Genomic DNA, 15,008 nt, shown 5'->3' with positions numbered 1-15,008 from the left:
GTCACCGGTCGTCGAGGAGACGACGGCGTCACCAGCTCACTGCACGTTATCGGCTCGCGGTGGGCCGAGCCGTCGCGGTGCCTGAGCGGCGGGCCGAGGCCGAGTGAGGGCGACGGCCCACGGGGACCGCTCCGGTTGGTCCCCACGCCGCGGTTCACCGACGGGAACTCCTGGTCACAGTGAGACGGGTCGACATCGACGGGACCGCCGGCGCCGCTCTCCGTCCACGCGAGCCCCCTCGCCGACCCCGCTCAACGCCCTGACGGGTGCCCCCGTCGCGCGGGGTCGGCGTTACGGGTGGCGCCACCCCCGATACACGCGCCGACCCGACCTCTCCCGACCACGGCTTATCGCCGGAATCACCGTGGCCAGGCAAGAGGTACAACGACCGACGCTCATGACCGTGACCAATGTGACACAAGTGAGTGAATAGTTCTCCTGTTGCCTCACGCTGGGTAGTACCATCTGCCGCGAGAGCGCCTCGCCCAGCACGTGCGGGGAGTCTCCCGAAGGCCCGCCGGAACGTTTCCGCAGCCCGTCCCCCGGACACGCGGAGCCCCGTCCCGGCGGGCCGACTTCTTGGCCGGCGCACAGGCCGCCGGGCGCGTCGACTCCGACGCGTGCTCCGACCGCGATCAGCGACCCGCTCCCTCATCCGCGCGGGCGTGCCGACCCGAGCGAACCCGTCCCGACGAGTCAGGGGTGCGACTCGGAGGCGTCCAGCACCGAGTGCAGCAGCCGCCGCAGGCTGGCCTGGTCAGCGAGGTTCAGAGGGCTGAGCAGTTCCGTCTCGATCTCGGCGCTCGTCAACTCCAGCTGCGCGGCGTAACGCTGGCCGGTCGAGGAGAGTTCGAGGACTCGGCGTCGGCGGTCGGTGGGATCGATTGTGCGAATGAGCAGGCCCTGCTCGACCAAGGTCTCGATGATCGGGACCGTGTTGCGGGGGTCGATACCGACGAGTTCGGCGAGTCGTTGCTGACCGAGCGGGCCGAGTTCGTTGAGTGCCAGCAGGAGCTTGTACTGGCTGGAGGTCAGTTCGAGGTCGGCCAGCATCACACCCCACCGCTGCAGCACGAGCTTGCCGGCACCGGCCAGCAGCCACGACGTCGTGCCCTGAAACCCCAGCTCGCCGGCCACCTCCGACGGCTCGACCGCGTCGCCGACGCCGGACTCCGGGGTGGCACCGATCCTCGAATCCACGCCGGCACCTTACCGGAGAATACATCGAACATGAACGACATTGCTCATGTTCGACATATCTCATGTATAAATGGTCGTGCAGAGCCCACCGCGCATTGGAGCCCGTCATGAGAGCAGTTCGATTCGACCGGTACGGCGACGTTGACGTGCTCGACGTGCGCGATGTCGACGACCCGGAGGCGACACCCGGGCGGGTGCTGGTCAGAGTTCGCGCCGCCGCGACCAACCCCGGCGACATCTACGTACGGCAAGGACTCGCCGAACGGGCCTGGGCCCTGAGGGCCCAGCTGTCCGGGCCGGGCTCCGACGCGCCGAGGTGGTCCATGAGTTTTCCCGCCGGGCAGGGCATGGACCTCGCCGGCGTGGTCATCGCCGTCGGCGAGGGCGTCACCGCGTTCGCCGCCGGTGACGAGGTCCTGGGCTGGTCCGAGCAGCGGGTGGCCCAGGCCGAGCTCGTCGCCGTGCCAGCCGAGCATCTCGTCGGTAAACCCGCCGGCCTGAGCTGGGAGGTCGCCGGGTCGATGTTCGTCGCGCCGATGGCCGCGCTGGCCAGCGTCGAAGCGGTCGCGCCCAGGGCGGGCGACACGGTCGTGGTGTCCGGAGCCTCCGGAGCGGTCGGACTCGTGGCCGCCCAACTCACTCGTCACACCGGAGCCACCGTCATCGGCCTGGCCGGTGAAGCCAACCACGACTGGCTACGCGCGCACGGCGTCACCCCCGTCGCCTACGGCGACGGTCAAGCCGCACGGATCCGCGACACCGCCGCCGGCCGGGTCGACGCGTTCATCGACACCTTCGGCGCCGACTACGTCGACCTCGCTCACGAGCTGGGCATCCCAGCCACCCGGATCAACACGGTGGTGAACTTCGACGCCGCGATCGACCATCGCGCCGGCATCCGAGGCACCGACGACGCCGGCGGAACCACCGGGCTGCAGCGGCTGGTCGACCTCGCCACCACCGGCACCCTCGAGATCCCCATCGCCGCCACCTACCCCCTCACCCAGGTCCGCGACGCCTACCACCGACTCGCCGACCGGCACACCCGAGGCAAGATCGTCCTCACCCCATCAACGACGTGAGACACCCGCGAGAACCTCCCCCGGCGAGCTGGGAGCACCCCGTCCTTCCGGCGGCAGCGGTAGTGTCGGCGCCGATGACTAACGTGGCGCCATGAGCTCCTTCAGCGGTGAGCAGCTACGAGCGATGTGCCTGTCGTTGGCGGGTGCCGGCGAGGAGTTTCCGTTCGACGAGGCGACCAGCGTCTTCAAGGTGGCCGGGAAGATTTTCGCGCTGAGTCGGCTGGCCGGTTCCCCGCTCCAGGTCAGCCTGAAGTGCGACCCCGACCTCGCCGTGCAACTGCGCATCAGCTACCCGGCGATCACCCCCGGCTACCACCTGAACAAGCGCCACTGGAACACCGTGACCCTGGACGGCTCAGTGCCGGCGAACCTGGTCGACGACATGATCGAGGACTCCTACGACCTGGTGGTAGCGGGGTTGCCCCGAGCGCGCCGCGAACGACTGGGTTGGGTAGCGCTCAGCCGTGGCCTGCCGGACTGACGAGCACGCGGCCTCGGTGGACTCGTGAGTGTTGGGTGTGGCTATAGCCAGACTCAACACTCACGAGGTGAGCCGGGCCGACGCCCATGGACGCGGAGGTCGCCTCACTCGGAGCGGAAGGTGCGGCGGTAGGCCAGTGGGGGCACGCCGAGCGACCTGCCCAGATGGTGGCGCAGGGTGGCCGCCGACCCGAGGCCGGCCGCACTCGCCACCTGGTCCACGGGAAGGTCGGTGGTCTCCAGCAGGTGCCGGGCGTGCTGAATGCGATGGCGCGTCAGCCAGGTGTGCGGGGACAACCCGGTCTCGGCGCGGAAGCGGCGGTTGAAGGTGCGCACGCTCAGGTGTGCGTGCGCCGCCAGCTCCGCGAGCGTGAGTGCCTCGTCCAGGTGTTGCAGGGCCCAGGAACGGGTGGGCTCCGTGGTGCCGCTGTGCGGCTCCGGTACCGGCCGGTCGATGAACTGCGACTGCCCTCCGTCTCGCCATGCCGGCACCACGCAGTAGCGGGCCACCGCATTGGCCACCTGCACGCCGTGGTCGGAGCGCAGAACGTGTAGGCACAGGTCCACCCCGGCACCGAGCCCGGCCGAGGTCAGCACATCGCCCTCGTCGACGTACAACACCGACTCGTCCAGCGTTACCGCCGGGTACAGCTCCCGGAACCGCTCCGTGTGCGACCAGTGCGTCGTGGCCCGGCGCCCGTCCAGCACTCCGGCCGCGGCCAGCACGAAGGCACCGGTGCAGATGGACATCAGCCTGGCGTCGCCCGGGATCCGGCGCAGCGCGGCGGCCAGCCGCTCGTCCAGGCTGCCGTGCTGCCTCGGACCGGATGCGTCGGTGCCGGGGATGATCACGGTGTCGGCACTGTCGAGACCCTCCGGTCCCAGCTCGGGCACGAGCTGGTAGCCGACCGTTGTGGGTATCGGCAGCCGGTCCAGCCCGCACACCCGCACCTCGTACAGCGGCTGCCCGTCCCGCCCGGTCGCCCCGCTGAACAACTGGGCCGGAATCGCCAGGTCGTAACCGATCACCTGGGGGACGGCCAGAATCGCGATGCGGTGTGGCCGAGTTGCGACGGTCCGGGCGCGCGACATGGCCGAATCTTGACAGATATTGGCATTCTTGCCACTCGACCTCCGGATCGCAGCCGACGGAGGATCGTCCCCGATGACGGATACGGCGCTCAGAAAGTCGCACTGGCCGTGGCTGGTGGCGTTCGCGGGGTTCATCGCGCTGATCGGAGCCGCCGGTTTCCGGTCCGCGCCCGGCGTGCTGATCGACCCGCTGCGCGCCGAGTTCGGCTGGTCCACCACGACGATCGCGTCAGCGGTCTCGCTGAACCTGCTGCTCTACGGCGTCTTCTCGCCGTTCGCGGCGGCGTTGATGGACCGCTTCGGCATGCGCAGGGTGGTGTGCTGCGCGTTGACGCTGGTGGCCTGCGGAAGCGGTCTGACCGTCTTCATGACCGCTCCCTGGCAACTGATGCTGTGCTGGGGGCTGCTGATCGGGGTCGGTACCGGCTCGATGGCGATGGCGTTCGTGGCGACGCTGACCGGGCGGTGGTTCGTCCGTCACCGGGGTGTGGTCAGCGGCGTGCTCACAGCGGCCGGTGCGACCGGCCAGCTGGTGTTCCTGCCGCTGATCGCGCTGCTGTCCACCCACCACGGCTGGCGGGTCGCCTCGCTCCTGGTCGCCGGGGCGGCGCTGATCGTGCTCCCGCTGGTCTGGCTGTTGTTACGCGACCATCCCAGTGACGTGGGGACCGTCGCGCTCGGCGGCGTGGCGATGCCGCCGGTCCGGACCGGCGGCGCGGCCCGGCGTGCGATCGAGGTCCTGGTCTCGGCGGCACGTACCCGGACGTTCTGGCTGCTCGCAGCGGGGTTCGCGGTGTGCGGTGCGACGACCAACGGCCTGGTCGGCACACACTTCGTGCCGGCCGCGCACGACCACGGCATGCCGACCTCGATGGCTGCCGGTCTGCTCGCCGTGATCGGGTTGTTCGACATCGTCGGCACGATCGCCTCCGGGTGGTTCACCGACCGGGTCGACGCACGCTGGCTGCTCGGCGTCTACTACTTCCTGCGCGGGGCGTCCCTGCTGGCCCTGCCGCCGCTGTTGGCCCCGACCACGATGCCACCGATGTGGGCCTTCATCGTCTTCTACGGGCTGGACTGGGTGGCCACGGTGCCCCCCACCGTGGCCCTTGCCCGACAACACTTCGGTGACGACGGACCGATCGTGTTCGGCTGGGTGTTCGCCTCCCACCAGGTCGGGGCCGCGATCGCCGCCTCGGGGGCGGGTCTGATCCGTGACCACACCGGCAGCTACAGCCTGGCCTGGTACCTCGCGGGCGGCCTCTGCGCGCTGGCAGCGGTCTGCTCACTGTGCATCCGCCGGCCTAGCCCGCCCGCCCACGAGCTGAACCTGGTGGACGACGAGGCGCAGCTGTCGTAGCGGCTCCCCACCCGAGCGGGCTGATGCCTCCGCCACGCTGTCAGCCGGACTCGACCGAGATGACCGTGGGCACCGAGAGCAGGGAAAGCCGATACCGGATCCGTTCGGCGAGATCGGCCGGTGCACTGCTCGTCACGACCCGACCCACGAATCTCGTACCCTCGTCGTGAAGCTCCAGCGCGTAGGCCGATCGGGAGTTCTTCACGATGCCGGCGATTTCCAGTTCGATCGCGAGGCGGGCCGCCCGACGGCGCAGCTCGACCTTGGAGATTTTGCCGACGCCCGTCATCGGTAGCTCGCTCACGGCAACGACCTGCACCGGAGCCGCGGCAGGATCGCCGACGCGTTCCTTGCACCACAGACGTAGCTCTTCAGCAACCTCGGGTGCGGCCAGGTCGTGGCGGACCTGCACGAACGCGATCGGCACCTCTCCGGCATAGGCATCGGGGCGCCCGACGACCGCCGCCATCGTCACGGCCGGGTGCCGCGCCAAGCCCTCTTCGACCTCCGACGGATCGATGCCGTGGCCGCTGCGCTTGATGAGGTCTTTTGCGCGCCCGGTGATCCACAGATCGCCGTCGCCGTCGACGTACCCGATGTCCCCGGTGTTGAGCCACCCGCCGTCGAGCAGCACACCCGCGTCACGCCGAGGGACCTTGTAGCCGGGGAAGATGTTCGGGCCTCGGGTCAGCACCAGACCAGGCTCTCCGGTCTCCCGGACGCTCTCCACCGACGGCTCCGTCCCGGAGAGATCGTGATCGACGATGCGAATCTCGCACCCGGGCAGCGATCGCCCGACCGAGCCTGCTTTGACCGGGCCACCCGGCGGTGTCAACGCACTCGCGCAAGTCCCTTCGGTCAGACCGTAGGCACCGAGCGGCCGGTGTCCGACGGTGCGTTCCCACCGTTGCGCCAGAGCGATCGGGACCGGCGCCGATCCCGAGACGGTCTGTGCGAGAGTTCGAGAGATCCGACCATGATCGCTGGTCTCCAGGATCGCCGACATGACTGTCGGTACAACGACCAACACCTCGATGTCATGTCTGTCGACCGTTTCCCAGATGCGCGCGACGGCGGTCCGATTGCGGAAGCCAAGAGGCCCGAGAACAACCAGTGTCATCCCCGAGGTGAAAGCGCCCAGCGACACGGCGATCGCGCCGACGACGTGGAACATGGGCAGAGCCATCGCCGAAGAGCGATAGCGCGACCAGCCGAGTACATCGACGATCGCGGCGCTGTTGAAGACCTCGTTCCCGTGTGTGTGCTGGGCCAGCTTCGGGGTCCCCGTGGTACCGCCGGTGTGGAAGTAGGAGGCGATGTCCGACGGCCGAGGAGCGGGGAACTGCAGCCGGCCGGCGGTCTGGGAACTGATTCGAGAGTGCCATCCGAGGGCGACGTCGTTCGTTCCGTCCACGGCCAGGATGCACCCCAGGGACGGGACGAGGTCCCGCAGCTCAACGGCCTTCTCCCAGACCGCGGGCTCGGACGGTCCTTGGACGACGAGGACTTTCGTGCCAGCGGCGTTGAGGATATGGGCGAGCTGGCCCAGGCTCAGATGGCCGTTCACGGGGTTCGCTATACCGACGGACTCGGCGGCCCACATCGCCACCTGCGCTTCGGGGCCGTTGGGCAACATCAGGGTCACGGCATCGGTCCGACCGACACCCAGCTGGGCCAGCATGTTCGCGGCACGCACGATGTCATCTCGGAGCTCCTGGTAGGAGAACGACCGCTCTTGGCCGTCCGTCGTCCCGTCTTCGAGAAAGATGAGCGCCACCCGGTCCGGATGTCGACGCGCGCGGTCGTTGATCACTTCGTACGTGTTGAGGTACGCCACAGATTTACACCTTTCGCGCTCGCGAAAACTCGTTTCCGAACGTTTCCCGCGGGGACCCATACAGTCGGGTATCGCCGCTGAATGCCGACGATCGCCGATCCAGCCGCGCCGAGTAGCGGCGGGTACTAACGCTGGCAGCCGCCTATGCGCGCCTGCTGGCCACCCGGATCGGATCCACCAGCGCCGGCAGGTTACGACTCAGTGCCTCGGCGGACGGAGGATCGACGAGCTGTGACACGGCGATTCCATGAGCATGCGCCGCGATCTCGACGGCGGATGCGTCGACATCGTCGGTGTGAAAGATGCCGGACGCAATCCCATCGGCGATGATTGTGCGAAATCTCCCGACCGCCGAGTGATGCTGCTCGGCGAGAAGATGGCGAATCTCGTCGTCCTTCTGGGAGTAGGCGATGATCGCGATCCAGAACTGCCACCACGTCCGCCGATGTGGCGCCGTCAGGTCGAAGCGTTCGAGCAACGCATACATGCTGGCCAACGGGTCGCCCTCGACGAAGTTCGCCGGCGGGCGCTCGTAGCCGTACCTGATGGCCTCGTGCAGCAGCTGCCTCTTGCTCGGAAAATGGTAGGTAACCGTTCCCACACTCGCACCGGCCGCTGCTGCGAGTGTTCGCATGCTCATCCCGTCGACCCCGCGGCCGGCGATCTGCGCGAACGTGGCGAGCAGAATCTGTCGGCGCACGTCGTCAGCGCGAGGTCGAGCCATTATGCGATCCTACGAGAGTCGGTCGACGGTGTCACTCGACACATTCGACGGGAAGAACAGGGGCTTCACGTCCGCTGCCCCAAGATCTCCCTGGCCATGACGATCTTCATGATCTCTGTCGATCCTTCCATCTGCTTGCACATCCGCAGGAACCCATAGAAGTCGCCGAACGGATAGTCGTCGACCGCCAGACCCCGACCGCCCAAGACCTGCATCGAACGATCGACGACACGGAGCCCGGCGTCGATGCAGTAAGCCTTTACCGACGCGACCTGGAGACGCACGGCCGGATATCCCAGCTTGTCCACGAGCCACGCGGCGTGGAATGTGTTCCAGCGGATCGACTCGATGTCGTAGAAGTTGTCGGTCAACATCCATTGGATTGCCTGGTTTTCGCCGAGCTTGCGACCGAACACCTCGCGTTCCTTCGCGTACGCGACCGCCAGCTCCTGGCTGCGTTCCGAGATACCCAATGCACTGCCGCCCAGTCGCAGGCGGAAGCGGTTGAACTGATGCTGCGCGATCGCGAACCCGGCTCCCTCTTCTCCGAGGAGGTTCTTGTGCGGCACGACGACGTTGTCCAGCTCGAGCTCTTCTTCGATCCCCCACGACCGGGACAGAACCGGAATCTGGCGCACCGGCCGGAAGCCGGGGGTGCCGTGATCGACGAGGAAGATGCTGATACCCCGGGATCCTTTCGACGGGTCCGTTACCGCCGCGACGGCGGTGTGCGAGGCCAAAGCATGCTCGGTGTGCCACAACTTTCGGCCGTTCAGCACCCAACTGTCCCCCTTGCGAACCGCCGACGTGGTCATCGCCGACAGGTCGGAACCCGCTCCCGGCTCGGTGAAGCACAGTGACCAACCGGTCTTTCCGTCCAGAACCGGGTACAGATACTTCTGCTTGATTTCCTCTGAGGACTCGTACATCACCGGCCACGGGCTGTACGCGTTCCCTGGAATATGCCGGGGGCATCTCGCTATCTCCGTCAGTACGATGACGTCTTCGACCGCACCGAGGCCTCGTCCACCATACTCTTTCGGAACATTGATCTTATTGATACCGTATTTCTCCTGCGTGGCGTTGAGCCAGGTGATCAGCTCAGCGCCGTAATCTTCCTCCCGCAGGGGCCATGACTGATAGTTCGGGAGTACCTCGTCGTCCATGAATCGACGGGCACGCTCCTGCAGATCGCGCTGCTCCGCCGTGAGTTCGAAATGCATGTTCGCACACTCTCCTTTGTCGACTATGTCGAGCATGTCGGTCGTTCGGGCTATTCCGGCAGCATGACCACAATTTTCCCCATTGCCTTCCGGGCATCGAGGAGAGCAAGGGCGCTCGGTGCGTCCGAGAACGGAATGATGTGCGTGACCGCGGGCGATATGGACCCGCTACCCCACAGCGCGAGAAGCTCTCCGACGTTGCGCCGATTCGACGCCGCTTCTACCTCGACGAACGTACGCCAGTCGACGCCGATAATGCTCGCACCTTTGAGCAGTACCAGATTCAGCGGTATTCGGGGAATACCCGCGGCGAATCCGACCACCAGGTGGCGGCCTCCCCGGCCGAGCGCGCGAAACGCGGGCTCGGAGTACGACCCGCCGACCGGGTCGAAGACGACGTCGAACCCCGTTCCGGCCGGGTCCAGGGCCCTGAGCCGGCCGGTGAAGTCCCGTTGGGGTCCGCCGGGGCCCAGCTCGGCGTCGTAGACGATCCCGCTGGTCGCTCCGGCCGCCAACGCGAAGTCGAGTTTCTCCGCCGAGGAGACTCCGGCGACGACGGTTGCCCCCAATGCCCTCCCCAGCTCCACCGCGGCGCGACCGACGCCCCCGGCGGCGCCGAGCACCACCAGCTTCTCCTCGGCCTGCAGATCGGCGACGTCGCGGAGCGCGTGATACGCGGTCGCATACGTGAACAGGAATGCGGCGCCCGTCGCGTACGGCAGGGAGTCGGGTGCCTTTGTGAGAGCTCGGGCCGGCATCGTCACGTACTCGGCCATCGCCCCCCAGCCCGAGACGCCGATGACCCTGTCTCCCGGTTTCAGGCCCGACTCATGGTCACGAGTGGCCTCGACATCGCCGCAGAACTCACTTCCGGGTGTGAGAGGGCGAGGTGGCGAGACCTGGTACTGCCCGCGAATGAGGAGACTGTCCGGAAAGTTGATCCCGACCGCGCGCACCCGCACGAGCACGTCGCCCTGGCCGGGTGTCGGTACCGGTACGTCCTCGAGCACAAGCGCTTCGGGGCCACCCGGTTCGTGGCTTACCCAGGATTTCATCGACCCGCTCCGCGATGTTGAGAGAGTCGCACGACTGTACGACTCAGTCAGTGTCGCACAGTCGTGCGACTCAGGTCAAGTCGCCGAGATCGGCGGCAACGACCGGTCGAGGATCGGCAAGGGTCTCGGCGAAGCTGACAGTTCCCCAGCCAGGCCGGATTAGCGTGGGGTCATGATCGGGCTCCCACCGGAGGCGTGCGACGACAACCAGGGCACCCTCGTCCGCACCGAGCGAATCGCTTGATGGAGGACTCGTTGGATTGGCCCGACGAGTGGCTGCTGAGCCTGTCGTGGACGCTGAAGGTTTCCGTCGTCACACTCGTCGTACTCGCACTGTCGGCCGCCTCGGTCATGAAGTTCACCGGCTGGGGGCGAAACTTCAAGGCACTGACCCTGTCGCACTTCATCCCGGGCCGTAGCTGGGCCAGCTGGCAACCGATACTGTCGATCACCGCCGTGCTCGTCCTGGCCATCGTCGGAGTCAGGCTGCAGGTACTCGACTCGTACTTCCAGAATGGGCTCTACACCGCGTTCCAGAAACGGGACGCCTCACAGTTCTACCGCTACATGGGAATCTTCGGATTCATCGCCGCGGTCAACGTCGTCCAAGTGATGCTCAGCTACTTCCTCGGTCAGCTGCTGGTGATCCGCTGGCGAGTGTGGTTGACCAACGAAATGCTGACCGACTGGATGACGGACAGGTCCTACCACGTGGCCAACTTCCTCCCCGATGCGGTGGACAACCCGGACCAGCGCATTCAGGAGGACATCAACTCGTTCACCTCGAACTCACAGGATCTGCTGCTCGGCGCGGTGAGCGCGATCATCTCGACCTGCTCGTTCGTCGCGGTGCTGTGGACGTTGTCCGGACCGATGTCGGTGTTCGGATTCCAGGTTCCGCGCGCCATGACGTTCGCCATCCTGATCTACGTCACCGTGGCCTCGGTCGTGGTGTTCAAGGTCGCCCACCCCTTGATCAGGCTGAATTTCGTCAAGGAAGCCCTGGCGGCATCCTTCCGGTACGCGCTCGTCCGATTGCGCGACAACTCCGAGAGCGTCGCCTTCTACTCCGGGGAGCGGGTGGAACGGCGAAATCTGGACAGCGGATTCCGCGCCGTCATCGGCAACGCGTGGGACCTGGTGCACCGAAACGTCAAGTTAAACGGCCTCAACATCGTGGTCACCCAGCTCTCCGTCGTGATCCCGTTCATCCTGCAGGCGCCCCGGTTCTTCAGTGGAGCGGTCAGCCTGGGCGATATGCAGCAGACCGCCTCGGCGATGGGGCAGGTCCACGACTCCCTGTCGTTCTTCCGCAACAACTACGACACCTTCGCGACCTACCGCGCCACGATCGATCGGCTCATCGGATTGAAGAAGGTCAATGCGCAGGCACGAAAGATGCCCACGTTGAGCATCGGAACCGACCGACGCCTCGATGTCCGACGCCTGACGATCAATCTCCCCACCGGTCAGCCGCTGATCGAAGACCTCACGTTCACGCTGGGCACCGGCGATACGTTACTGGTCAAGGGGCCTTCCGGATGCGGCAAGACCACTCTGCTGCGCGCCCTGGCAGGCCTGTGGCCGTACGCCGACGGCCAGGTGCGGCGACCGACCGGCACGCAAGCACTGTTCCTGAGCCAGCGCCCCTATCTCCCGCTCGGCACCCTGCGGCAGTCGCTGTACTACCCGGAAGACACCGCGACCGACTCCGACCCGGCTCGGGGTGTCGACATTCTCCACCGGGTTCAGCTCGGTCATCTCGCCGAACGAATCGACGAACCCCGCGATTGGGGAAGAATCCTGTCCCCCGGGGAACAGCAGCGTCTCGGTTTCGCACGAATCCTGCTCAACCGTCCGAGGATTGCCTTTCTGGACGAGGCCACCTCGGCAATGGATGCCGGGATCGAGCTCATGCTCTACCGCCTGCTCCGTGACGACCTACCCGAATGCACGATCGTGAGCGTCGCGCACCATCACACCCTGGAATCAGTGCACACGAACCATCTGGACCTCTCCGGTTCGGGCGGCTGGGCGCTGAGCGAGATCAGTGGCACCGTGAAGGGCTGAGCAGCGGTCTGTCGGAACTGGCAGGTTCCTGAGCCTCGGATGCGGTGGTCCGACGGTGGAGTCCGTAGCGTGCCGACGATGCGCACCGCGACCGTCAGGGCAGATTCCGCGACTCCCGTCGCCGACGTGGTCACCGAGCTGGACGGATCGGTGCTGGCCATGGACCTGTCACCCGCCACCGGCGTGCTTGCGGTCGAATGCCGGGGTGAGATTCGTCTGCTCGCCCCTCGAACGTTCGACACGCTGCGCCGCTGGCGGGCCGACGAGGCGAAAGTGCGCGATCTGGCCTTCTCCGCCGACGGGCAACGCCTGGTGACGGCGGGCTATGACGGAGCGGTGGCGCTGTGGGACACCACCACCGGAACACGCATCCGCGGATTCACCGGACACGAGGGCCGGACGTGGTCAGTCCATTTCTCCCCCGACACGTCCCTGATCGCTTCCGCCGGAAACGACGGGTCGGTGAGGCTGTGGCGAACCGACCGGCCGGACCACCGTGTGCTGACCGGGCACGACGCGCCGGTCCGCTCGGTAGCCTTCGCCCCGGACGGCAGGCACATCGCCTCCGGTGACGAGGCACACCGAATCGCGGTCTGGGATACCGCGAGCGGCGAGCCGCGGCGCTGGCTGCGCGGCCACACCGGCAAGGTCCGCTGCCTGCGCTTCCGACCGGACGGCACTCTGGTCTCGGGAAGCTCGGACGGCACCGTCAGAATCTGGGACATCACCACCGGCCTCGCCCTACGCCGGCTGCAGGCGCACGGCGTCGGTCGCGTCGGCAAGATCCGGACCATGGCGTTCTCCGCTGACCACGAGATCATGGTCACCGGCGGCCAGGACCGCACCGCGCGTGTGTGGACCAGCCAGAAAATGAACCCACACGCCACACTGAGTGGCCACGACGACGTGGTCACCGCCTCAGCGCTCTCGGCGGACCACCGTTGGGTGTTCACCTCGGCCGCGGACCACACCCTGCGCAGATGGCCGCTGGCCTGACGGACCGTTGGAGCGGTTGCAGTCTTCGTTGGAGCGGGCACGGCGGTCTGTACCGCCCCATTCTCCACAGCCTCCCCCAGGTCAGAGCGGCCGTGTGAAACCGGCGTGGCTGGCGACGTACCCGAGGCTCTCGTAGAAGCGGCGGGCATCGGTACGGGCCGTGTCGGTGATGAGCTGGGCGTGGGTGGCGCCGCGGGCGCGGCCGTAGTCGTGGGCCCACTCGATCATGGCCGAACCGAGGCTGCCGGCGCCCTCTGCGGGAGCGATACCGAGCCCCTCGACCTGCATCCGGCTGGCGCCGCCTCGGGACAGACCGGGGATGATGCTCAGCTGGATGGTGCCGACGACACGGTCCAGCTCGTCACGGACCGCGGCGAGAAAGTGGGACGGGTCGCGCGAGATCGCGTCGAAGGCCGCTTCGTAGCGCTCGACGTCGCTGACCTCGCGGTCCTGCCCGGTCTCGTCGCTCGCGAGCAGTGCGATGAGGGCTGGGACGTCGGACCGGGCGGCTCGGTCGATGCGGTACACCCGTCCGGCGAGCTGGAGCACACTGTGGTCGGCGGCCCTTGCCTGGTCACGCAGCCGCGCCACCAGCGCGTCCAGCCAGCCGCCGACGTGCCTACGCGCCTCGACGGTGTCGGGATAGCGGCAACGGAGGTGCAGGCCGGACTCGTCGAGGATGAACCACAGCATCACCCCGTCGGTGAGGACCGCCGCTCCGACGTAGTGCGCCTCGAGGCCGGTCGCATCGACGCGCACCGGCAACCGGCGCAGGTCCAGCCACGAGATCGCGAACATGCCGGGCGCCTCGGGCATCCCACCCCATGGCTGGAGCACGTCCTCGAGCGGCCAGGACCCGAGGTGCACCGCCTCCTTGACGGCCTCCGCGCAGGCGCGGGGCGAGGCGTCGGCCGACTCGATGACGGCGTTGGTGATGAACCAGCCGACCGAGTCGTGCCAGGTCGCCTCGTATCTGCTGTGGACCGGGAACACCGCGCGGAGCGGAATGTCCGCTCGCTCACGGGTCACCGCGGTCATCGCCGAGACCACCAGCGCCAGCGCTGAGACCTTCTCCTCACGGGCGCGCACCGAGAGCGCGGCGCTGGCGTCCACGTCGAGAACGTCGCGGACCTCGACCCGTTCGTGGTGCATCGCGTCGATCTCCCCCAGCGGGAGCGGAAACCTCGGCATCACCCCGCCGCACGCCGCGAGCACTTCGGCCCACCGCGCGCGGACCCCGTCCGGGGCCAGCGGGCGGTCGCGCATGGCACTGGTGTGCGCAGCGAAGGGAGGTGTCTCGGCGAGAACGGGTGTCCGGCCGGCGCGGGCGTCGACCAGGGCCGCGAGCAGGTCGCGGGCGACGACGAGCATCGACCACATGTCCACGTGGGCGTGGTCGGCCGCAACGACGACGGTCGGGGAGTCCGCGGTCTCGAGCAGACAGAGTCGGTGTGACGGAGACGCGTACGGCGTGCACGCCGCGTCGAGCACTGCCCGGAGCGTGTCGTTCACGGCCTGCCCGGACGCGACCGGGTGCTCGACCCAGCCACCCGGCGAGATGTCGACCTCGTGCAGTAGCGGGGTGCCGTCCCCGGCCCGTGTGAAGACCGACCGGAGGGTGCCGTGCCGGGCCACGACCGCCAGCCAGGCGGCTGCCAGGTGCCCCGGCTCCACAGCCTCGGCAAGGCGCACCGACAGCGCCATCCATGAGCCCGGGCGGTCTCCGGCACCGACGTGGCGTCGCTGGTCGAAGGAGACCGGGAGTGCGCGCCCGGGTGGCCCGACGGTGACGTCGTAGCCGAGGAGCCGGCCGAAGGGCAGTCGCAGGTGCGCAACGTTGGTCAGCCGCATCTCCGTACTCTAGGGAGCCGAACCTCCCCTCCTGGAGC

The 15,008-nt window shown here is 67.6% G+C and carries 12 protein-coding genes; 5 read left to right on the top strand and 7 right to left on the bottom strand.

Annotated elements, in window-relative coordinates:
* Positions 1 to 696: 696 nt before the first annotated feature.
* The gene (locus G406_RS53780) at positions 697 to 1,200 is read right to left on the bottom strand and encodes a MarR family winged helix-turn-helix transcriptional regulator (protein WP_051341852.1); all 504 of its coding nucleotides are present in this window, start codon (positions 1,198 to 1,200) and stop codon (positions 697 to 699) included.
* Between the two features lie 107 nt (positions 1,201 to 1,307).
* On the opposite strand from G406_RS53780, the gene G406_RS0109150 reads away from it, so the two are divergent.
* Both G406_RS0109150 and G406_RS0109145 read left to right on the top strand, forming a co-directional pair.
* Positions 1,308 to 2,282: an NADP-dependent oxidoreductase gene (locus G406_RS0109150; protein ID WP_028933592.1), complete on the top strand. Its 975-nt coding sequence runs from the start codon at positions 1,308 to 1,310 to the stop codon at positions 2,280 to 2,282.
* Between the two features lie 91 nt (positions 2,283 to 2,373).
* Positions 2,374 to 2,763 (top strand): MmcQ/YjbR family DNA-binding protein, encoded by a 390-nt coding sequence (locus G406_RS0109145; protein ID WP_028933591.1) that lies wholly within the window; start codon positions 2,374 to 2,376, stop codon positions 2,761 to 2,763.
* Positions 2,764 to 2,867: 104 nt separating this feature from the next.
* Here G406_RS0109145 and G406_RS0109140 read toward each other — a convergent pair whose 3' ends face one another.
* Positions 2,868 to 3,854 (bottom strand): GlxA family transcriptional regulator, encoded by a 987-nt coding sequence (locus tag G406_RS0109140; protein WP_028933590.1) that lies wholly within the window; start codon positions 3,852 to 3,854, stop codon positions 2,868 to 2,870.
* 73 nt (positions 3,855 to 3,927) lie between these two features.
* On the opposite strand from G406_RS0109140, the gene G406_RS0109135 reads away from it, so the two are divergent.
* Positions 3,928 to 5,214, top strand: a complete 1,287-nt coding sequence (locus G406_RS0109135; RefSeq protein ID WP_028933589.1) for an MFS transporter — start codon at positions 3,928 to 3,930, stop codon at positions 5,212 to 5,214.
* 40 nt (positions 5,215 to 5,254) lie between these two features.
* On the opposite strand, the gene G406_RS45710 is transcribed toward G406_RS0109135, so the two are convergent.
* The 4 genes from G406_RS45710 to G406_RS0109115 form a co-directional block, all read right to left on the bottom strand.
* Positions 5,255 to 7,051, bottom strand: a complete 1,797-nt coding sequence (locus tag G406_RS45710) for an AMP-binding protein (RefSeq protein ID WP_051341851.1) — start codon at positions 7,049 to 7,051, stop codon at positions 5,255 to 5,257.
* Between the two features lie 142 nt (positions 7,052 to 7,193).
* Positions 7,194 to 7,775, bottom strand: a complete 582-nt coding sequence (locus G406_RS0109125) for a TetR/AcrR family transcriptional regulator (protein WP_084215904.1) — start codon at positions 7,773 to 7,775, stop codon at positions 7,194 to 7,196.
* 65 nt (positions 7,776 to 7,840) lie between these two features.
* Entirely contained in the window at positions 7,841 to 8,998 is a 1,158-nt protein-coding gene (locus G406_RS0109120; protein ID WP_028933587.1) for an acyl-CoA dehydrogenase family protein, read from the bottom strand.
* A 50-nt stretch (positions 8,999 to 9,048) separates the two neighbouring features.
* Positions 9,049 to 10,053, bottom strand: a complete 1,005-nt coding sequence (locus G406_RS0109115) for an NADPH:quinone oxidoreductase family protein (RefSeq protein ID WP_028933586.1) — start codon at positions 10,051 to 10,053, stop codon at positions 9,049 to 9,051.
* A 255-nt stretch (positions 10,054 to 10,308) separates the two neighbouring features.
* Between G406_RS0109115 and G406_RS0109110 the strand changes: the two genes are divergently transcribed.
* Entirely contained in the window at positions 10,309 to 12,123 is a 1,815-nt protein-coding gene (locus G406_RS0109110) for an ABC transporter ATP-binding protein/permease (protein ID WP_051341885.1), read from the top strand.
* Positions 12,124 to 12,201: 78 nt separating this feature from the next.
* The gene (locus G406_RS0109105) at positions 12,202 to 13,119 is read left to right on the top strand and encodes a WD40 repeat domain-containing protein (RefSeq protein ID WP_169736660.1); all 918 of its coding nucleotides are present in this window, start codon (positions 12,202 to 12,204) and stop codon (positions 13,117 to 13,119) included.
* An 81-nt stretch (positions 13,120 to 13,200) separates the two neighbouring features.
* Here G406_RS0109105 and G406_RS0109100 read toward each other — a convergent pair whose 3' ends face one another.
* Positions 13,201 to 14,970 (bottom strand): GNAT family N-acetyltransferase, encoded by a 1,770-nt coding sequence (locus tag G406_RS0109100; protein ID WP_028933583.1) that lies wholly within the window; start codon positions 14,968 to 14,970, stop codon positions 13,201 to 13,203.
* Between the last annotated feature and the right edge of the window lie 38 nt (positions 14,971 to 15,008).

It is taken from the genome of Actinospineispora spinosispora DSM 44797 (assembly GCF_000429025.1).
Taxonomy (GTDB): Bacteria; Actinomycetota; Actinomycetes; order Mycobacteriales; family Pseudonocardiaceae; genus Pseudonocardia; species Pseudonocardia spinosispora.
Note: the sequence above shows the minus strand (reverse complement) of the source record. Positions and strands in the feature narration are given on the sequence as shown.

Excerpts from the sequence above, each read along its gene's own strand:
- G406_RS0109140 (WP_028933590.1), bottom strand. The coding sequence starts at position 3,854 with ATGTCGCGCGCCCGGACCGTCGCAACTCGGCCACACCGCATCGCGATT.
- G406_RS0109135 (WP_028933589.1), top strand. The coding sequence starts at position 3,928 with ATGACGGATACGGCGCTCAGAAAGTCGCACTGGCCGTGGCTGGTGGCG.
- G406_RS0109100 (WP_028933583.1), bottom strand. The coding sequence starts at position 14,970 with ATGCGGCTGACCAACGTTGCGCACCTGCGACTGCCCTTCGGCCGGCTC.
- G406_RS0109145 (WP_028933591.1), top strand. The coding sequence starts at position 2,374 with ATGAGCTCCTTCAGCGGTGAGCAGCTACGAGCGATGTGCCTGTCGTTG.
- G406_RS0109105 (WP_169736660.1), top strand. The coding sequence starts at position 12,202 with ATGCGCACCGCGACCGTCAGGGCAGATTCCGCGACTCCCGTCGCCGAC.
- G406_RS0109125 (WP_084215904.1), bottom strand. The coding sequence starts at position 7,775 with ATGGCTCGACCTCGCGCTGACGACGTGCGCCGACAGATTCTGCTCGCC.
- G406_RS0109120 (WP_028933587.1), bottom strand. The coding sequence starts at position 8,998 with ATGCATTTCGAACTCACGGCGGAGCAGCGCGATCTGCAGGAGCGTGCC.
- G406_RS0109150 (WP_028933592.1), top strand. The coding sequence starts at position 1,308 with ATGAGAGCAGTTCGATTCGACCGGTACGGCGACGTTGACGTGCTCGAC.
- G406_RS0109115 (WP_028933586.1), bottom strand. The coding sequence starts at position 10,053 with ATGAAATCCTGGGTAAGCCACGAACCGGGTGGCCCCGAAGCGCTTGTG.